This window comes from Pelosinus fermentans DSM 17108 (genome assembly GCF_000271485.2).
GTDB classification, from domain to species: domain Bacteria; phylum Bacillota; class Negativicutes; order DSM-13327; family DSM-13327; genus Pelosinus; species Pelosinus fermentans.
This window is the reverse complement of the sequence record NZ_AKVN02000001.1, coordinates 3,257,423-3,275,966: the sequence shown is the minus strand read 5'-3', so window position 1 is coordinate 3,275,966 and position 18,544 is coordinate 3,257,423. Positions and strand designations below refer to the sequence as shown.

General features: G+C 40.2%; 18 protein-coding genes, 1 pseudogene and 4 riboswitches. Of the genes and pseudogenes, 17 read left to right on the top strand and 2 right to left on the bottom strand.

Annotated features, from left to right (window positions below):
- The first annotated feature begins 50 nt into the window (after positions 1 to 50).
- The 6 genes from deoD (at position 51) to thiC (ending at position 5,202) form a co-directional block, all read left to right on the top strand.
- Positions 51 to 752, top strand: a complete 702-nt coding sequence (gene deoD, locus FR7_RS15135; protein WP_007931922.1) for a purine-nucleoside phosphorylase — start codon at positions 51 to 53, stop codon at positions 750 to 752.
- Between the two features lie 47 nt (positions 753 to 799).
- A riboswitch (TPP riboswitch) is annotated at positions 800 to 900 on the top strand.
- Positions 901 to 963: 63 nt separating this feature from the next.
- Positions 964 to 1,066: riboswitch (TPP riboswitch) on the top strand.
- A 69-nt stretch (positions 1,067 to 1,135) separates the two neighbouring features.
- Positions 1,136 to 1,336: a sulfur carrier protein ThiS gene (gene thiS / locus FR7_RS15130; RefSeq protein ID WP_007931921.1), complete on the top strand. Its 201-nt coding sequence runs from the start codon at positions 1,136 to 1,138 to the stop codon at positions 1,334 to 1,336.
- A 5-nt stretch (positions 1,337 to 1,341) separates the two neighbouring features.
- A complete protein-coding gene (locus FR7_RS15125; protein ID WP_007931920.1) occupies positions 1,342 to 2,112 on the top strand; it encodes a thiazole synthase in 771 nt (256 codons plus the stop codon).
- A 10-nt stretch (positions 2,113 to 2,122) separates the two neighbouring features.
- Entirely contained in the window at positions 2,123 to 3,226 is a 1,104-nt protein-coding gene (gene thiH, locus FR7_RS15120; protein WP_007931918.1) for a 2-iminoacetate synthase ThiH, read from the top strand.
- 27 nt (positions 3,227 to 3,253) lie between these two features.
- Positions 3,254 to 3,904: a thiamine phosphate synthase gene (gene thiE, locus FR7_RS15115; RefSeq protein WP_007931916.1), complete on the top strand. Its 651-nt coding sequence runs from the start codon at positions 3,254 to 3,256 to the stop codon at positions 3,902 to 3,904.
- Positions 3,904 to 5,202 (top strand): phosphomethylpyrimidine synthase ThiC, encoded by a 1,299-nt coding sequence (thiC, locus tag FR7_RS15110; RefSeq protein ID WP_007931915.1) that lies wholly within the window; start codon positions 3,904 to 3,906, stop codon positions 5,200 to 5,202. The genes thiE and thiC overlap by 1 nt, the downstream gene beginning before the upstream one ends.
- A 235-nt stretch (positions 5,203 to 5,437) precedes the next feature.
- On the opposite strand, the gene trxA is transcribed toward thiC, so the two are convergent.
- Positions 5,438 to 5,767, bottom strand: a complete 330-nt coding sequence (gene trxA, locus FR7_RS15105; protein WP_007931913.1) for a thioredoxin — start codon at positions 5,765 to 5,767, stop codon at positions 5,438 to 5,440.
- Between the two features lie 23 nt (positions 5,768 to 5,790).
- The gene (gene trxB, locus FR7_RS15100; protein ID WP_007931911.1) at positions 5,791 to 6,711 is read right to left on the bottom strand and encodes a thioredoxin-disulfide reductase; all 921 of its coding nucleotides are present in this window, start codon (positions 6,709 to 6,711) and stop codon (positions 5,791 to 5,793) included.
- A gap of 423 nt (positions 6,712 to 7,134) precedes the next feature.
- Between trxB and FR7_RS15095 the strand changes: the two genes are divergently transcribed.
- From FR7_RS15095 to larE, 11 genes and pseudogenes are all read left to right on the top strand, one after another.
- Positions 7,135 to 7,782: a TerC family protein gene (locus FR7_RS15095; RefSeq protein ID WP_007931909.1), complete on the top strand. Its 648-nt coding sequence runs from the start codon at positions 7,135 to 7,137 to the stop codon at positions 7,780 to 7,782.
- Positions 7,783 to 7,883: 101 nt separating this feature from the next.
- Positions 7,884 to 7,985, top strand: a riboswitch (purine riboswitch).
- A 256-nt stretch (positions 7,986 to 8,241) separates the two neighbouring features.
- Positions 8,242 to 9,609, top strand: a complete 1,368-nt coding sequence (locus FR7_RS15090; protein ID WP_007931907.1) for an NCS2 family permease — start codon at positions 8,242 to 8,244, stop codon at positions 9,607 to 9,609.
- Positions 9,610 to 9,756: 147 nt separating this feature from the next.
- The gene (gene purE / locus FR7_RS15085) at positions 9,757 to 10,248 is read left to right on the top strand and encodes a 5-(carboxyamino)imidazole ribonucleotide mutase (protein ID WP_007931905.1); all 492 of its coding nucleotides are present in this window, start codon (positions 9,757 to 9,759) and stop codon (positions 10,246 to 10,248) included.
- 21 nt (positions 10,249 to 10,269) lie between these two features.
- Positions 10,270 to 10,980: a phosphoribosylaminoimidazolesuccinocarboxamide synthase gene (gene purC, locus FR7_RS15080; RefSeq protein ID WP_007931903.1), complete on the top strand. Its 711-nt coding sequence runs from the start codon at positions 10,270 to 10,272 to the stop codon at positions 10,978 to 10,980.
- Positions 10,977 to 12,416 (top strand): amidophosphoribosyltransferase, encoded by a 1,440-nt coding sequence (gene purF, locus FR7_RS15075; protein WP_007931901.1) that lies wholly within the window; start codon positions 10,977 to 10,979, stop codon positions 12,414 to 12,416. The genes purC and purF overlap by 4 nt, the downstream gene beginning before the upstream one ends.
- Positions 12,413 to 13,462 carry a phosphoribosylformylglycinamidine cyclo-ligase gene (gene purM / locus FR7_RS15070; protein WP_007931899.1) on the top strand — a complete coding sequence of 350 codons (1,050 nt, stop codon included), beginning with the start codon at positions 12,413 to 12,415 and terminating at the stop codon, positions 13,460 to 13,462. The genes purF and purM overlap by 4 nt, the downstream gene beginning before the upstream one ends.
- Positions 13,455 to 14,063 carry a phosphoribosylglycinamide formyltransferase gene (gene purN, locus FR7_RS15065; RefSeq protein WP_007931897.1) on the top strand — a complete coding sequence of 203 codons (609 nt, stop codon included), beginning with the start codon at positions 13,455 to 13,457 and terminating at the stop codon, positions 14,061 to 14,063. Before purM ends, purN begins: the two co-directional genes overlap by 8 nt.
- Before the next feature lie 19 nt (positions 14,064 to 14,082).
- The gene (purH, locus tag FR7_RS15060; protein WP_007931894.1) at positions 14,083 to 15,624 is read left to right on the top strand and encodes a bifunctional phosphoribosylaminoimidazolecarboxamide formyltransferase/IMP cyclohydrolase; all 1,542 of its coding nucleotides are present in this window, start codon (positions 14,083 to 14,085) and stop codon (positions 15,622 to 15,624) included.
- A 54-nt stretch (positions 15,625 to 15,678) separates the two neighbouring features.
- A pseudogene (gene purD, locus FR7_RS15055) lies at positions 15,679 to 16,946 on the top strand (phosphoribosylamine--glycine ligase).
- Between the two features lie 166 nt (positions 16,947 to 17,112).
- Positions 17,113 to 17,213, top strand: a riboswitch (SAM riboswitch).
- The gene (locus FR7_RS24230; protein ID WP_237714795.1) at positions 17,176 to 17,496 is read left to right on the top strand and encodes a hypothetical protein; all 321 of its coding nucleotides are present in this window, start codon (positions 17,176 to 17,178) and stop codon (positions 17,494 to 17,496) included. It overlaps the preceding riboswitch by 38 nt.
- 102 nt (positions 17,497 to 17,598) lie before the next feature.
- Positions 17,599 to 18,411 carry an ATP-dependent sacrificial sulfur transferase LarE gene (gene larE / locus FR7_RS15045; protein WP_007931888.1) on the top strand — a complete coding sequence of 271 codons (813 nt, stop codon included), beginning with the start codon at positions 17,599 to 17,601 and terminating at the stop codon, positions 18,409 to 18,411.
- Positions 18,412 to 18,544 lie beyond the last annotated feature (133 nt).

Below are 18,544 nucleotides of genomic sequence, written 5' to 3'. Positions count from 1 at the left end.
AATGCAGATGAGGTACTAATACATGCTTAAATAAATGGAGGTAAAAGAAAATGAGTCTACATATTAATGCAAAACAAGGTGAAATCGCCAGTACAGTGTTAATGCCTGGTGATCCTCTAAGGGCTAAATTTATTGCTGAGAATTTTTTAGAAGATGCAGTTTGCTATAATGAGGTTCGGGGCATGTATGGATACACTGGATTTTATAATGGGAAAAAAGTTTCAGTACAAGGCTCTGGAATGGGGATTCCTTCCATATCGATTTATGCTAGTGAACTAATGACAAGTTATGATGTGAAAAATATTATTCGTATTGGTACTTGCGGTTCACTGCAAGAACACGTAAAGATCAAAGATGTTGTTCTGGCTATGGCAGCATCTCACGATTCCAATATTAATCTTCAACGTTTTGCTGGTATGACCTATGCACCGACTGCCAGCTTTCAGTTATTAAAAAAAGCATACGATGTTGCTGCGAGTTTAGGGATTGAAGCAAAAGTGGGAAATGTGCTAACAACCGATACGTTTTATCATGATGACCCGGAAGATTGGAAACGTTGGATGAAATTCGGTGTTTTGGCAGTAGAAATGGAGACGGCAGGGTTATATACTCTAGCTGCCAAACATGGTGTACATGCTTTGACCATTGTTACAGTGAGCGATAGCTTAGTAACAGGTGAGGCTACATCGGCAGCAGAACGTCAAACCACTTTTACGCAAATGATGGAAATTGCTCTTTCGATGGCAGAATAAAAACATTGCATATTAGAGATACCTGTATTATACTTGAGTCAATCGAATAATAATGCTGGGGGAGCCGTTTGGCAGAGCGGGAAGAAATTCCTGACCCTTTGAACCTGATGTGGTTAGTACCAACGTAGGGAAGCTAATATTATATTTATAGCAATTGATATAAGCTTATCCTTTTTGGGGATGAGCTTTTTTATTTTAGGGTAACAATTGAATACTTGGCTGGGGGAGCCGTTTGGCAGAGCGGGAATGAAAATTCCTGACCCTTTGAACCTGATGTGGTTAGTACCAACGTAGGGAAGCTGTTTTATATATTTTATATAAATATTGATAAAAGCTTATCCTCTTTTGGATAGGCTTTTTATTATATTGAGGAGGTGAATGGGGTGGAGGTAGTGTTAAATGGAACAGTTGCGAATGTAGATAAGGAGATGAATTTGTGGGAGTTTTTGCTTTCTAAAGAACTGGATCTTGAAACAATTATTGTAGAACATAATGAGGTAATTGTAAAAAAGCAAGAATGGAAAACGATTATTCTGCAAGATCAAGATCGTTTAGAAGTATTGAAATTTGTTGGCGGAGGTTGATTAAAATGATGGATCAATTAGTAATTGGCGGTAGAAGCCTGCAGAGTCGTTTATTTATTGGTACAGGTAAGTATTCGGCAGATGCGCTGATTCCTGAAGTTGTTAAAAAATCTGGATCAGAGGTTATAACAGTGGCGTTGCGCAGGATTGATTTTAATTCTCCTATGGGGAATGTGATGGATCATATTCCTTCGGGTATGCAGTTATTACCTAATACTTCTGGGGCCAGAAATGCCCAAGAAGCAATACGGATTGCCCGCTTAGCAAAAGCGGCAGGATGTGGTAATTGGATTAAAATAGAAGTTATTTCGGATAATAAATATTTGCTGCCCGATGGTTATGAAACCATTAAGGCCACAGAAGTTCTGGCAGGAGAAGGGTTTGTTGTATTGCCCTATATCAGTCCGGATTTAATGGTAGCTAAGCATCTAGTTGAAGTTGGTGCAGCGGCAGTTATGCCCCTGGGTGCGCCGATTGGCAGTAATCGAGGATTAAAAACCAAGGAACTTCTGAGAATTCTGATAGAGGAAATTGCTTTGCCTGTAATTGTTGATGCAGGTATTGGTAAGCCTTCAGATGCTTGTGAGGCTATGGAAATGGGGGCAGCAGCTTGTTTGCTAAATACTGCCATAGCTAGTGCTAACCAGCCAGAATTAATGGCAGAGGCATTTGGCATGGCTGTAGCTGCTGGACGAAAAGCGTATTTAGCAGGACTAGGCCGCTCTGAGAAATATGCTAGTTCGTCATCACCTCTTACAGGATTTTTACATAATTGAGGGGGAGAATATGAGTTTTTATGATGAGTTTTTACAGTATTCAGATGCTGATATGGAAGCAGTCTTTCAACATACAACTTCTGCAGACATTGAAAGGATTATTGGTAAAGACAGATTGACTCCAAAAGATTTTTTAGCCTTACTGTCACCTAAAGCAGAAGAACATTTAGAATGGATGGCACAAAAAGCGAATGAATTGACGGTACAGAATTTTGGACGTGTCATTTTACTTTACACGCCAATGTATTTGTCCGATTACTGCACGAATAAATGTACGTATTGTGGCTTTAACGTAACCAATACCTTTACTCGTAAGCAATTGACCATGGAAGAAGTGGAAAAAGAAGCGCAAACGGTTGCAGCTTCAGGGATTCAGCACATTCTTATTCTTACAGGTGAAGCTCCTGCCATTGCGGGTGTTCCTTATATGAAAGAGTGTGTGGGAATCTTAAAACGCTATTTTTCATCCATTGCGATCGAAGTCTATGCGATGGAAGAAGAAGAATACGCTGAATTAATGGAAGCAGGGGTAGAAAGCATGACGATGTATCAGGAGACGTATAATCCGCTTCTATATGATCGTCTCCATCTAAAAGGCCCTAAGAAGGACTATCGTTACCGTTTAGATGCACCGGAGAGAGCTTGCAGGGCTGGTATGAGAGGGGTTAATATAGGTGCTTTATTAGGTCTTGATGATTGGCGGAGGGATGGTTTCTTTACAGGACTGCATGCTAATTATTTGCAAAATAAATATCCGGGTGTCGAAGTGAGTATTTCCTTGCCTCGCATACGTCCTACTATGGGGAACTGCGAGACGGGAAATAGTGTAAATGATAAAAGCATCGTGCAATTTATGACGGCTTTTCGCTTGTTTATGCCAAGGGCGGGTATGCCTCTTTCTACCAGAGAAAATGCAGAATTCCGCAATCACGCAATCAAATTAGGTATTACCAAAATGTCTGCCGGTGTGCAGACGGCCGTAGGGGGACATATCGATAGTCAGGAAAACTCTGGTCAGTTTGCTGTCTCTGACACTCGCAATGTAAAAGAAATGTCAGATGCGATCCTGCAATTAGGATATCAGCCTGTGTTTAAAGATTGGCAAGCTATATAAAGAAGAAGCAAAAGGGGAGTGAGTGGCATGAACCGGAAGAATCCTTTACCTACTGATTTATATTGTATTACAGCAGAAGACTATTCATTAGGACGCAGCAATATTGAGATCGTAAAACAATGGATTGCTGCGGGCATCAAAATAATTCAATATCGTGAAAAAGACAAAGATATGAAAAAAAAGTATGAAGAATGCAAGATCATACGGGAACTAACCAAAGAGGCTGACGTTACGTTCATTGTAAATGATGACATTGATTTGGCTATGATGGTACAGGCTGATGGAGTACACATTGGCCAAGATGACCTTCCTTTAGAAGCTGTACGACAGCTGGTTGGCGATCAAATGATCATTGGTATTTCTACTCATTCGCCGGAGCAAGCACAAGGCGCAGTCAAAGCCGGGGCTGATTACATAGGGGTAGGGCCCATTTTTAAAACCTCCACCAAGAAAAATGTGTGTGATCCAGTTGGTTTAGAATATTTGAAATATGTAGTTGACAATATAGCCATTCCTTTTGTGGCGATTGGAGGAATCAAAGAAAGCAATGTGATCGAGGTTGTTCATTGTGGTGCAAAATGTATTGCCATGGTAACGGAAATCACTCAGGCTCAAGATATTGGCAAAAAGATTAATGGGATCAGAAAAATAATAAAAGGCATAGAGGAGAAAAAATAATGGCTTATACCACGCAAATGGATGCAGCGAAACAAGGCATTATAACGAAAGAGATGACTGCGGTGGCTCTTAAGGAGAACGTAGACGTTGCTGTATTGCTGCAATTAGTAGCTCAGGGAAAAGTTGCTATACCTGCGAATAAGAATCATACTTCACTTAATCCAGCAGGCGTTGGACAGGGGCTAAGTACAAAAATCAATGTTAATTTAGGTGTGTCAGAAGATTGCTGCGATATTGAGCAGGAAATCTGTAAAGTAAAAAAGGCAATTGAATTAAAAGCAGACGCGATTATGGATTTAAGCTGTTTTGGCAAAACACGGGAATTTCGCCGCAGATTGATTGAATTTTCACCAGCGATGATTGGTACGGTTCCTATGTATGATGCCGTTGGTTTTTTAGATAAGGAACTGAAACATATAACTGCGGAAGAATTTTTATCTGTGGTTAAGAGGCATGCAGAAGATGGCGTGGACTTTATGACCATTCATGCTGGGCTAAATCGTGAGACAGCAAAGAAAGTTAAACAGGAGAAAAGGCTCACCAATATTGTATCCAGGGGTGGCTCGTTACTATTTGCCTGGATGGAATTAAATAATCAGGAGAACCCTTTTTATGAGTATTACGATAAAGTATTAGATATTTGTGCTGAATATGATGTTACGATTAGTCTGGGAGATGCCTGCAGACCTGGATGTACTCAAGATGCAACAGATGCGTCTCAAATCCACGAATTAATTGTATTAGGGGAATTGACTAAACGAGCTTGGGCAAAGAATGTACAAGTCATTGTAGAAGGACCTGGTCATATGCCTTTGAATCAAATTACAGGTAACGTGATGCTGCAGAAGAAATTATGTCATGGTGCGCCATTTTATGTACTGGGACCTTTGGTTACGGATGTGGCACCCGGATATGATCATATTACCAGTGCCATTGGGGGAGCGATTGCTGCTGCTGCTGGTGCCGATTTCTTATGTTATGTAACCCCTGCGGAACATTTGCGGCTGCCAACCATGGAGGATATGAAAGAAGGGATTATCGCCTCGCGAATTGCTGCTCATGCTGCTGATATTGCCAAGGGAGTGCCAGGAGCACAAGAGTGGGATAATCAGATGAGTCAGGCTCGGGCTGATATTGATTTTGATAAAATGATTGAGTTGTCCATTGATCCGGAAAAATCAGGAAGATACCGCAAAGAATCCTTACCAGAACACGAAGACACTTGCACTATGTGCGGTAAAATGTGCGCTATGAAAACAATGAAAAAAATCCTGAATGGCGAAGAAGTGGACATTTAAACAAAGAAGAGAAGAAGGCAGCTTGCAGAATGAATTCTGTGAGCTGTCTTCTTTTTTGTAGAAGTTATAAGCTTTTGTAAGGGAAAAAGATGTGATCTATGAACCACAAAGGCACAATGCCGCTGAGGCGGCACACAAAGGAGGACACAAAAAATATAAATAAAATCCTTTGTGTCCTTTGCGCCTTTGTGGTTCAATTCGCTTAATATCTTTTGACGCCCAATGTTTTTCTTACTTAATCCAAAATCACTTTCAAATGTTCTTCCAGTTCTTCGCGGCTTATTGCGCCACGTACTGTTTTCTTAATTGTGCCGTCCTTGTAAAAGTGCAGTGTCGGTATGCTCATTATGTTGAACTGTTGAGTTAGGCTGCGATTTTCTGAAGTATTTATTTTGCAGAACTTCACTTTGCCTGAATAATCTGCTGCTAATTCTTCGAAGATTGGCATAAGCCTTTTACAGGGAATACATCTGGGGCCCCAAAAATCAAGTACTACTGGTAATTTGCTTTTAAGCACTTCTTCTTTAAAGTTTTCTTTGGTGATTTCAATAATTTCGTCCATCATTTCTTTCCTCCCTAAATTTATATTTAAAAATGTTCTTCTATATATTTTTCTCCATGGTAGGCAGCAATGGCACCATCGCTGACCGCAGTAACGACTTGGCGCAACAGTTTTTGTCTTACATCACCCACTGCGTAAATTCCTGGTATATTGGTACGCATAAACTCGTCTGTTTGGATATATCCTTCTTCTGTAAGTTCTATGAGGTTCTTAACAAAAGAGGTATTTGGTTCATTGCCTACATAAATAAAAATACCATTGACGGGCATTTCAGTAAGCTGTTCAGTTAGTAAATTTTTAAGGATGACGTTTTGGACCATGTCGTCTCCTCTGATTTCATGAATCACAGTATTCCAGATGAATTCTAATTTGGGATTTGTCAGGGCTCTGTCTTGGATGATTTTCGTAGCTCTAAGTGCATCCCTGCGATGTACTAGGCTAACTTTGTTAGCAAATTTAGTAAGATAGCAGGCTTCTTCAACGGCTGAATTTCCCCCGCCTACGACGATGATATCAGATGCTTCATAAAAAGGACCATCACAAGTGGCACAGTAGGATACGCCACGAGTGCGATAGGTAAGCTCACCTGGGCAGTTTAAAGGTTTTGGTGTAGCACCTGAAGCGATGATGATAATTTTACCAATGAAATCACCTTTTGTGGTTTTAACAATGCGATATGGATCTGCAAGCTCTAGACCTAGTACTTTGGTAAGTAAAGATTTTGCACCAAATCGCAGCGCTTGCTCTTCCATCTGCAGGGATAAGTCAAAACCACTGATGCCACGCGAAAATCCTGGATAATTTTCTATTTCATCTGTGGCAGCTACTTGACCGCCTGCTCCTAGATTCTCCAGATATAACGTGTTCAATTTGCTCCTGGCGCTATATAAGGCTGAGGTTAAACCAGCAGGTCCTGCACCAATAATGATGACGTCATAAGATTGCATGATAAATCTCCTTTGCAGTATTAAAATATATAAATTCCAATACTGTACTATGCTTTGTACATGTGCAGATTTAGCGTAGTACAGAGTCTTTAAAAACTACATGGGAATAAATAATAAGGGAATACTAATCAATAAGATATATTTCATGTTTTTTACATTAGAATGTATAAGTTTTAAGGGGAATGTTGAACGCAGAGGACACAGAGTTCGCGGAGAGCACAGAGCATAGAGAGTTTTTTTACCCTATCTATCTTTTCTCAGTGTTCTCTGCGCCTCTGCGGTTCGATTCTGTTCTGTACGTTTTAAAAGGACGCGAAGTGTCTTTCTTACAAAAGGAATTTCTTACATTATATTCGGGGCACAAAGTAAAGAAATCTTGTCTCTCTATAATTAAAAAATTTACATAAAAAGGCGGATGGCGAGATGGAATATGGATTGCAATTGTTAAGTATTGTACTCATTAATCTTTTGCTCAGCGGCGATAATGCCCTGGTCATTGCGCTTGCTAGCCGCAATTTGCCTCTTCATCAGCAGAAAAAGGCTATGCTGTATGGTTGTATTGGTGCTATTGTTCTTAGGGTTGCCTTAACCTTTATTGCCATTTTCTTACTGAAAATACCATATTTGCAGATAATAGCGGGTATCTTGTTATTATGGATTGCCATTAAGCTGATGGCAGAACAAAAGGGCTGTGAGCAGCGTTTGGCCGGAAAGAAAAGTGTAAGCGGAGTGATTAAGACCATTATCACTGCTGATTTTGTTATGAGCCTTGATAATGTACTAGCCATTATTGGCGTAGCAAAGGACAATGTAGGCTTACTAGTCCTCGGACTCGCTATTAGCATACCCATCATTATCTGGGGAAGCAAATTCGTCTGTGCGTTAATGCAAAAGTGGCCGATTATCATTAGCTTTGGTTCCTTCTTTTTAGGGTGGACAGCTGCTCAGATGATCCTATCAGATCACTATATAGTTCTCTTAATGGGTTCTTATTTCTGGACGAATTATCTTATTTCTGGGATTAGTGGCTTATTTGTTGTCGCTATTGGTAAAATTCTAGGGAAAAAATAGCAGTGCGTAGTAGCTATAATTATAAAAACCGAACAATATACAATAAAAAAATAAAAATGTTCATAGTTTATTGACAGGTGTTTTGATATGCTATAAAATAAGACAGTAAACAGAATATAACTCGTATATTTTTGAGAATAAGGCTCAAGCGTTTCTACCAGATAACCGTAAATTGTCTGACTACGAGTGAAAGTGTACCTAGGGTTCCGCATAACAAAAACAGAGAATCTCTGTTTTATTATGGTCTGTGACCAAGTGGTACAGGCACTATGACAGTGTTACACCGATGGGATAAAAACCCGGGCGGGGAGGTTTCGCTCATGACCTGAAGCGATTCTCCCTGCCCGGGTTATTTTTTACGTTGGAGGTGATACTAGTAATAGAAAAGAAAATTAATAATGATGAAAATTTTCATATAGCGTTGATTGATATAAAAAAGGGATTGAAGGAGAGTCATCTATGTTAGAAAGATTATTTAAGTTAAGTGAGCGTAATACCAATGTACAAACGGAGGTAATGGCTGGTATTACTACATTTATGACAATGGCATACATATTATTTGTCAATCCCAGCATTTTAGGATCTGCTGGAATGGATAAAAATGCAGTATTGCTTGCAACTGCGATTGGTTCTGCCATTGTTACGATGATGATGGGGATATTTGTGAATTACCCTATCGCTTTAGCGCCTGGTATGGGGCTCAATGCCTTTTATGCCTTTACAGTGGTTATTGGTATGGGAATTTCTTGGCAAGTGGCTTTGGGAGCCGTATTTATTTCAGGTATTATTTTCTTAATTCTAACATTAACCCAAGTCCGCCAATTGTTAATTGAAGGCATGCCTAACTCTTTAAAACATGCAATTACTGTAGGGATTGGACTTTTTATTACAATTATTGGATTGAAGCTTTCTGGTATTATGAATATTCGTTTATCCTTAATTCCACCGACTTTGGAAAAAATTGTTGCTGCTAAGGGGAATGGATCACCTCTATCTTTTGAGACGATTATAGAACTGGGAAGATTGGCTGATCATCATGTTTTACTAGCTGTTTTTGGTCTTATTTTCATTAGCATTTTAATGGCACGTAAAGTAAAAGGAGCTATGTTATTCGGTATTCTCATTAGTACCTTTGTTGGTATTGCAATGGGAATCGTTAATGTTCCGGCAGGATTTGTTCCTGTAGCAATTCCTGACTTTAGCAACAATGCCTTTTTTGCGCTGGATATTCCTGGTGCTATTAGTATGGGGTTAACAACGATTATCTTCACATTTACCTTTGTTGAATTATTTGATACTATGGGTACCTTAGTTGGTACTACCAGCAAAGCTGGCTTAATGAAAAAAGATGGTAAGATTCCTGGCATCGGTAAAGCCATGCTGGTAGATGCTACAGGCGTAAGTCTTGGAGCTGTTTTAGGGACAAGTACCATTACTGCCTTTGTGGAAAGTGCTGCTGGTGTAGGGGCAGGCGGTCGTACTGGTTTGACCGCTGTCGTCTGTGGGATTTTGTTTCTTTTAGCATTGTTCTTTACTCCGGTTGTTGCCTTAATTCCTGATGCTGCGACTGCTCCTGCTCTTATTATTGTAGGTTCATTAATGATGGAAAGTGTAAAACACATCGATTTCGGTGATTTTACAGAAGCTATGCCAGCTTTCATGACCATTATTATGATGCCCTTTACCTATAGCATTGCCAATGGTATTTCTTTTGGTCTAGTGTTATATCCACTATTAAAATTAATTACTGGCCGTGGCCGGGAAGTACATTGGATTGTATATATATTAGCTGTTTTGGTTGTTGTGCGCTTGTTCTTTCTTGCGTAGATAAAGTAATAAACCCAGATACTAACATGGAAAAGTATCTGGGTTTACCATTCGGTAATTAAAACGTATATTCCATTCTCTAATCATATGAAAGTATGCAGGGATGATATAAAATTTCGATAAGGATCAAAAAAGGAGGAGCTTTTAATGAAAGTAGCTATTATTATGGGAAGTGATTCTGATTGGTCCATTGTGCAGCCAGCAGTTGAGGTATTAAAAGAATTTGGTATAGCCACAGAAGTGGTTGTAGCTTCAGCTCATCGCACACCTGACAAAGTTCATGGATTTGCAGCAGGGGCCCGGGAACGGGGCGTTGAGGTGATTATTGCCGCTGCTGGAGCAGCAGCTCATTTGCCGGGAGTGATTGCAGCATATACAACGCTGCCGGTAATTGGAATACCTATTAATAGTACGTGCTTAAATGGGCTTGATGCATTACTTAGCATTGTACAAATGCCTGCTGGTATTCCAGTAGCCACAATGGCAGTGAATGGCGCCAAAAATGCAGCTATATTTGCGGTACAGATTATGGCTGGAAAACATGTAGAGTTGGCTGAAAAATTAGTGGAAAATCGTAGTAAGATGGCTGAGGAAGTAGAAGAAAAAGCAGCTAGACTTTCTACTAAATTATTAGGATAAAATATTAGGAGAGTGTTAATTATGGAAAAGCAACCATTATATGAAGGCAAAGCAAAGAGAATCTACAGTACAGACGTGGCTGATGAATTGTTAGTGTATTATAAAGATGATGCCACAGCTTTTAATGGATTAAAAAAAGGTACGATTGATAGCAAAGGAGTACTCAATAATAAAATTACAACATTTTTCTTTGATTTATTAGGCAAAAATGGTATTCCTCACCACTTTATCAAAAGAGTAAGCGAACGGGAGCAGCTTGTTAAGTCCTTGAAAATTCTCCCTGTAGAGGTAGTAGTACGTAATATTGCAGCAGGTAGTTTGGCAAAACGTATTGGCTGGGAAGAAGGCAGAAAACTTCCTGCACCAATTGTTGAAATGTATTATAAAAATGATGAGTTGGGTGATCCTTTAATTAACCAGCATCATATTAAAATATTAGAACTGGCTACGGAAGAACAAGTGAAAACATTAGAAGAGTATGCTTTTAAAATTAATGAAATTTTGACCAATTATTTACGGGAAAAGAAAATCGAACTGATTGATTTTAAATTGGAGTTTGGTGTTCATAATGGTCAAGTATTATTAGGCGATGAGATTTCACCAGATACTTGTCGTTTTTGGGATAGTGAAACAGGCGAAAAACTTGATAAAGATCGCTTCCGCCGTGATCTTGGCAACGTAGAAGATGCTTACAAAGAAATTTTGTTCCGCTTAACAGGTGAAAAAGCATGATCAACCGGCTCGTGGAAGTTGATAAAATGGAGGAAGAATGCGGAGTCTTTGGCATATATTCCCGGGAAAATAATGTCGCATTAAATACCTATTGGGGATTATATGCCTTGCAGCATCGCGGGCAAGAAAGCGCAGGCATTGCGGTAACAAATGGTTCTTGGATGGATGTATCAAGAGGAATGGGGCTGGTAAGTGAAGTATTTCGCCACCAACTGCCAGATTTACCAGACCAGCATATTGGCATAGGGCATGTTCGCTATTCAACCACTGGCTCTAGTTCTCTAATGAACACACAACCTTTAAAAGTCAAGTATTCAGGTGGACACATTAGTTTAGCTCATAATGGGAATCTGACTAATGCACGAGTGCTGCGCGAGAAGATGGAAGAACAAGGCAGCATTTTTCAGACAACTATTGATAGTGAAGTGATTGTAAATCTGATAGCAAGGTCTCGTAAAGCTACATTAGAAGAGAAAATTGTAGAGAGTTTATCTCAAATTGAAGGTGCATACTGTCTAGTGATTATGACCGAGGAAAAACTAATTGGTGTACGTGATCCTCATGGACTTCGCCCATTGTGTATTGGTAAAGTGAAGGATGGTTTTGTCCTTTCTTCCGAATCCTGTGCTTTGGATACAGTTGATGCAGAATTTGTAAGAGATGTAGAGCCAGGTGAAATGGTTATTATTGATCATACAGGAATAACTGCAGAACGTTTTGGTGATAAGGCCAATCAAGCGCTGTGTGTATTTGAATATATTTATTTTGCTCGTCCAGACAGTATTATTGATGGACAAAGTGTGTATCAAGCTCGGTTTGAAATGGGACGAACCTTGGCGCGCCAAAGTGGTCTTAAAGCAGATCTTGTTATCTCTGTACCCGACTCTGGAACAACTGCTGCATTGGGATTTAGTCATGAATCAGGAGTTCAATTTGCTGAAGGTTTAATCAAGAATCGCTATATTGGCCGTACCTTTATTCAGCCTGATCAAAAAGACAGAGATCGAAGTGTAAAAATTAAACTCAATGCGATTAAGTCTGTAGTAAAAGGTAAATCCGTTATTATGGTGGATGATTCCATTGTGCGCGGTACAACCAGTGGCAAGATTGTGCGGATGATTCGTGAAGCTGGGGCGACTGCCGTTCATATGTGCGTCAGCTCGCCTCCGATTATCTATCCTTGTTATTATGGAATCGACACGTCAGTACGTAAAGAGCTCATTGCTGCGACAAAGAGTGTAGAAGAAATACGAGACTTTATTGGTGCTGATTCGCTGCATTATCTTACGATTGAAGGATTGGCCACGTCTCTTAAAACAGTGCAAGATAAAAAAATGTGCTATGCCTGTTTTAATTCAGAATATCCAGGAAGCACGCCTTGTGAGCAGCATTGTGGTGGTAATAAGTATGTCTTTGAACAGGAGGGCCCTTTATGAGCCAATTAACATATCGTGATGCTGGTGTTGACATTGATGCTGGTAATAAAGCTGTAGATTTAATGAAAAAACATGTTCGTTCCACCTATCGTCCGGAAGTGCTGGGGGATATTGGCGGCTTTGGCGGTCTATTTGCCCTTGATGTTGCTAAATATCGTCAGCCGGTATTGGTTTCCGGTACAGATGGTGTTGGTACGAAATTATGTATTGCCTTTATGGCTGATAAACATGACACGATTGGTCAGGATGCAGTGGCAATGTGTGTAAATGATATTTTGGTGCAAGGGGCTGAGCCGTTATTCTTCTTGGATTATTTAGCAGTGGGCAAATTATCGCCAGAACAAGTAGCGGCTATTGTCAGCGGTATCGCTGGAGCTTGCCTGGAATCGGGATGTTCCCTGATTGGCGGCGAAACGGCAGAAATGGCAAGTTTCTATAAAAATGGAGAATATGATATTGGCGGTTTTGCCGTAGGTGTTGCAGAACGCTCTAAATTAATTACGGGACAAACCATAGAGCCTGGAGATGTACTGATTGGTCTGCCTTCCAGCGGGCTGCATTCCAATGGCTACTCTTTAGTACGAAAGATTTGTTTTGATGTAAAGCAAATGGATATCAATCAATTCGTTCCTGAATTACAAAAGACCTTAGGAGAAGAATTATTAATTCCTACTAAGTTATATCCTAAGGCTTGTTTGCCTTTAATCGAAAAATTTGCAATAAAAGGCATGGTGCATATAACTGGTGGTGGTTTTTACGAAAATATTCCTCGCGTATTGCCTGAAGGCTGCGGCGCTATGGTGGATACAGAAAGCTGGCCTAAGCCACCTGTATTTGCTCTATTGCAGCAGTGGGGAAATGTAGCTTGGACGGAAATGTATCGAACCTTCAATATGGGGATTGGTATGATATTGGTTGTTTCTCCAGCTGACGTCAAAGAGATTCAAGATGATCTTTCTGCAAGAGGTGAAGCATCTTTTATCATTGGTCAAGTAACGCAGGGAGCCAAGGAGACGGTACTGAAAGGTGGCATCTTTGGTGAGTAAAACCATACTGGGTATATTGGCTTCCGGACGGGGGAGCAATATGCAGGCCATTTGTAATAGCATTGATGCTGGACTGCTTGATGCTAAAGTTGGTCTAGTGATTAGTGACAAGGCAAATGCCAAAGTGCTGGAACATGCAGCGGCTAAGGGCATTCCGGCAATATGCATTGAACGCAAGAATTTTACGTCAAAACAAGAGTTTGAAGCAGCCATTGCGCAAAAGCTTACTTTATATCATGTAGATTTAGTGGTATTAGCAGGATTCATGCGTATTTTAAGTGCGTACTTCGTTAATCTTTTCTCAGGCAGTATTATGAATATTCATCCATCATTATTGCCTGCCTTTCCTGGGCTGGATGCTCACGAACAAGCGATTGCCTATGGAGCAAAAGTTTCTGGCTGCACTATACATTTCGTAGATGAAGGTATGGACACAGGACCGATTATCATGCAGCAGGCTGTATCCATACTTGCTGATGATACGGTAGAGACCTTGAGTGAACGCATTTTGGCAGTAGAGCATGAATTATACCCTCAAGCAATTCGTCTGTATTGTGAACAGCGCCTTTGTATCGAAGGCCGGAATGTAAAAATTATATAGCTACAAGTGAGGAGTAAAAATGAATATCAAGCGTGCCCTTATTAGCGTTTCAGATAAAACAGGTATTGTTGAATTTGCCCAGCAATTACATCAGTATGGTGTGGAAATTATCTCTACTGGTGGTACGATGAAAACATTGCGGGAAGCAGGAATTCCTGTCAAATATGTGAGTGATATTACTGGCTTTCCGGAAATTATGGATGGTCGCGTAAAAACATTAAATCCTTATATTCATGGTGGAATATTAGCCGTTCGTGATAATAAGGCTCATGTAGAAGCCATGGAGAAACATCACATTTCAGCTATTGATATGGTAGTTGTCAATTTATATCCTTTTCGCCAAACGATAGAACGTCCGAATGTGCTGCTGGAGGATGCTGTAGAAAATATTGATATTGGCGGTCCGGCTATGATTCGTGCAGCATCTAAGAATTTTCAATATGTAACAGTGGTAGTGAATCCAGCACGATATGGTGATATTTTAAAGCAGTTGGCGCAAGACAATGATATTTTACCTGCCTATCGCATGGCATTAGCAAAAGAGGCTTTTCATCATACTGCCGAATATGATGCTTGCATTGCAACTTACTTGGCAGGGCAGCTGGGAGAGGGAGCTTTTCCAGAAACCGTGCATGTAGTCTATGAAAAAGTACAGCCGTTGCGTTACGGAGAAAATCCTCAGCAGCAGGCAGCCTTTTATCGGGAGAAACATGTTACTGCTGTAGGCGTTGCAAATGCACAGCAACTGCATGGCAAGGAATTGTCGTTTAATAATATTGTTGATATAGAATCTGCTTATAACATTGTCGCTGAATTTGAAAAACCGGCAGCTACGATTATAAAACACACCAATCCATGTGGTACGGGAGTAGGTGTTGATTTGGCAGAAGCCTATGCAAAAGCCTACCAGGCTGATCCCGTATCTGCTTTCGGTGGAATTATTGGCTTAAACCGGGATGTAGATGTGGCAACAGCTGTACAAATCAGTAAATTATTTGCTGAAGCAGTTATTGCTCCAGGTTATACCAAAGATGCATTGGATTTGTTAACGAAAAAACAGAATCTTCGTCTTCTCGTGGCTGAAAGGCTGCAGGCGGGCAGTAAACAAGTGGATATAAAAACAGTTTCAGGTGGTATGTTAGTGCAGGATAAAGACACAGCGGTTGAGAGTTGTCACGATATGAAAGTTGTTACGAAAGTTCAGCCAAGCACAAACGAGTGGGAACAGCTGCTGCTTGCTTGGAAAGTGGTAAAGCATGTGAAATCCAATGCCATTGTAATTGCTAACGAGAATCAGACATTAGGTGTTGGCGCAGGACAAATGAATCGTGTAGGAGCTGCTGCCATTGCCTTAGTACAAGCTGGTGCTAAAGCTTTCGGTGCAGTAATGGCTTCCGATGCATTTCTACCTTTCCGTGATACGGTGGATACTGCAGCAAAAGCAGGAATCAAAGTCATTATTCAGCCTGGCGGTTCTGTGCGTGATCAAGAATCCATTGAAGCTGCTGATGAACATGGAATTGCTATGGTATTTACAGGAACAAGACATTTTAAGCATTAAGTATATCAATTTATGGGGCAGTTGCCAAACAGCCCATTGGAAGGGAGATTAGCCATGAATCTATTGGTCATTGGTGGCGGCGGACGTGAGCATGCATTAGTGTCTAAATTAAAAGAGAATAAAGATGTAGAAAAAATATTCTGTATCCCTGGCAATCCAGGGATTGCAAAAATCGCCGAGTGCGTAGAACTTGATATCATGGATAATGCTGCCCTTGTGGTTTTTGCCAAAGAGCAAAAGGTTACACTTACTGTAGTAGGTCCTGAAATTCCTTTATCAAATGGTATCGTAGATGTTTTTCAGGCAAATGGTCTTGCCTGTTTTGGTCCTACCCAGGCTGCTGCCCAGATTGAAAGTTCAAAAACCTTTGCTAAGAATTTAATGAAGAAGTATGATATTCCTACGGCTAAATTTGCCGTATTTACTCAGGCTGATATGGCAAAGGCATACATAAACGCTCAAGGAGCGCCTGTAGTTGTAAAGGCCGATGGATTGGCAGCTGGTAAAGGTGTTGTGGTAGCAATGACCATTGATGAAGCTCTAGCAGCGGTTGACATGATGCTGTGTGACGGAGCCTTTGGTCAGGCAGGCAGGCAGGTGGTCATAGAGGAATTTTTAGTGGGTGAGGAAGCTTCTATATTAGCTTTTACTGATGGAAAGACGATCATCCCGATGGTGGCAGCTCAAGATCATAAGCGAGTCTTTGATCATGATCAGGGACCTAATACGGGGGGATGGGCGCTTATGCACCTGCTCCGATTATTACCCCAGCGATCAGTGCCCAGGTTCTGAAAGAAATTTTGCAGCCTACAATTGCTGCCATGGAAAGTGAAGGATGTTTCTATTGTGGATGCTTATATTTAGGGCTGATTATGACTGAAGATGGTCCTAAAGTCATTGAATTTAATGCCCGATTTGGTGATCCTGAAACCCAGGTTGTACTACCTTTGCTAGATAGCGATTTAGTGACGATTATGAAAGCTTGCATAGCTGGTACATTGGCAGATACTTCTGTTAATTGGAAGAATGAGGCTGCTGTATGTGTAGTGTTAGCAGCAGGAGGGTACCCTGGAGAATATGCTAAGGGTGACATCATTAGCGGTATCGACAAAGCGGAAGAACAAGGTGCTTATGTATTTCATGCTGGCACCGCTAGCCGCGACGGACAGGTACTGACGAGTGGTGGGCGTGTACTTGGTGTAACAGCTACAGATTCGACCATTAAACAAGCAGTAGATAAGGCGTATCAGGCAATTGGATCTATAAAATTTAAAGGAATGCATTATCGAAAAGACATTGCATACCGGGCAATTAAAAAGTAACGAATTGCAAAGGTCACGAAGAGATAAAAAGAACAGAGCGGAGTATGATTCATTTCTTATGTTAGTACGTCTATGCTGATATATGAAAAAAACAAACTGACGCCAGAGAAAAAGATTGCTAACTGTGTTATTTCATGATATATTTATAAATAATTTAATACGAAAACTCTTATCAAGAGTGGTCGAGGGACTGGCCCGATGACACCCGGCAACCGGCAGCAATGCAGAGGTGCTAATTCCAGCAGGATTTATCCTGACAGATGAGAGAGGACTAAAATGTTATTTGAGTCCCCTTTCAGATGAAATGGGAGATTTAAATAACATTTTTTTGCATTATAAGGGAGGAATTCAAATGGCACAGAGCAATCATCTTGCAGTTGCTGCAGTTGAAGATAGAAAAGAAATAGTAATACCACCATCAAGGAAAATAAAAGTAGTTCCTCAGGGAAATGAAGAAATTATTATTACTATAAGAAACGGTGTTGTGGTTAAATTTGTACAGAATATTTACTATCCTTCCTTGGAAGGTGTCGATGGGGATGGAATATAAGGTATCAAATTTTATTGGCAGGAAGGAAAGTGCCGTGGTATATAGAAGTAAATAAAAGATATATGAATTTTCTTATAAACTGGCGCACAAAGGAGAATCACAGTGGGAAATAGTACTGAAAAAATGGAGAAACTGAATCATTTATTAACTGAACTGGGGAGTATTGTCGTAGCTTTTTCTGGAGGCGTGGATAGCAGTTTCTTAGCAGCAGCAGCAGTAAGAGCTGTTGGTGAAAAGGCGATAGCTATTACTGCTTATTCTGAGACATTGCCGGAAAGTGAAAAAAAAGAAGCAATTGAAATTGCGAAAGAAATTGGTATTAAACACATACTTTTAAATATTAGCGAATTAAATAGCCCGGATTTTGTCGAGAATAACAATCAACGCTGTTATTACTGTAAACAAGAACGATTTTCAGTATTAGTTGAATGGGCAAAAGAAAATAATTATAATTGGGTATTGGATGGATCGAATGTCGACGACTTATCCGATTATCGTCCTGGGATTAAAGCGGTGGAAGAACTAGACCATGTAAGGAGCCCTTTAGTCGAAGCTGGCTTAACAAAAAAAGATATTCGAGAAATATCTAAGGAATGGAACTTGCAGACTTGGAATAAATTAAGTGCTGCCTGCCTTTCCTCAAGGGTGGTTTATGGACTTTCGATTACGGCAGAGAGGCTTAGTCAAATCGAAAAAGCTGAAGAATTAGTAAAAAAGTTTTGTCCAGGGCAAGTTCGAGTACGTCACCATGGAGATATTGCCCGTATTGAAGTGTCACCAGAAAATATTGGAATGATTACGGTTCCAGAGGTAGCAGCGCAAATTGAGCAAGGACTTAAAAAAATTGGCTTTACATATGTCGCTGTTGATTTATCTGGATATCGAAGTGGCAGTATGAATGAAGTTTTAGTTTAATAGTAAGATATATGATTCTAATATATTGATGATAGGCAGGAGAAAATTTCCTGTCTATTTTTTATTACTTTTTAAAAACAGATTTAAACAGTAACACTATGAGTTCCTTACTCATACAGTATAGTAAGAATTA

What these genes read in the sequence shown, in the direction of transcription:
- thiC (WP_007931915.1), top strand. Translation starts at nt 3,904, where the DNA reads ATGGCTTATACCACGCAAATGGATGCAGCGAAACAAGGCATTATAACG.
- purH (WP_007931894.1), top strand. Translation starts at nt 14,083, where the DNA reads ATGAATATCAAGCGTGCCCTTATTAGCGTTTCAGATAAAACAGGTATT.
- FR7_RS15090 (WP_007931907.1), top strand. Translation starts at nt 8,242, where the DNA reads ATGTTAGAAAGATTATTTAAGTTAAGTGAGCGTAATACCAATGTACAA.
- FR7_RS15125 (WP_007931920.1), top strand. Translation starts at nt 1,342, where the DNA reads ATGATGGATCAATTAGTAATTGGCGGTAGAAGCCTGCAGAGTCGTTTA.
- purC (WP_007931903.1), top strand. Translation starts at nt 10,270, where the DNA reads ATGGAAAAGCAACCATTATATGAAGGCAAAGCAAAGAGAATCTACAGT.
- purF (WP_007931901.1), top strand. Translation starts at nt 10,977, where the DNA reads ATGATCAACCGGCTCGTGGAAGTTGATAAAATGGAGGAAGAATGCGGA.
- FR7_RS15095 (WP_007931909.1), top strand. Translation starts at nt 7,135, where the DNA reads ATGGAATATGGATTGCAATTGTTAAGTATTGTACTCATTAATCTTTTG.
- deoD (WP_007931922.1), top strand. Translation starts at nt 51, where the DNA reads ATGAGTCTACATATTAATGCAAAACAAGGTGAAATCGCCAGTACAGTG.
- purE (WP_007931905.1), top strand. Translation starts at nt 9,757, where the DNA reads ATGAAAGTAGCTATTATTATGGGAAGTGATTCTGATTGGTCCATTGTG.
- trxB (WP_007931911.1), bottom strand. Translation starts at nt 6,711, where the DNA reads ATGCAATCTTATGACGTCATCATTATTGGTGCAGGACCTGCTGGTTTA.
- thiH (WP_007931918.1), top strand. Translation starts at nt 2,123, where the DNA reads ATGAGTTTTTATGATGAGTTTTTACAGTATTCAGATGCTGATATGGAA.
- trxA (WP_007931913.1), bottom strand. Translation starts at nt 5,767, where the DNA reads ATGATGGACGAAATTATTGAAATCACCAAAGAAAACTTTAAAGAAGAA.
- thiE (WP_007931916.1), top strand. Translation starts at nt 3,254, where the DNA reads ATGAACCGGAAGAATCCTTTACCTACTGATTTATATTGTATTACAGCA.
- purM (WP_007931899.1), top strand. Translation starts at nt 12,413, where the DNA reads ATGAGCCAATTAACATATCGTGATGCTGGTGTTGACATTGATGCTGGT.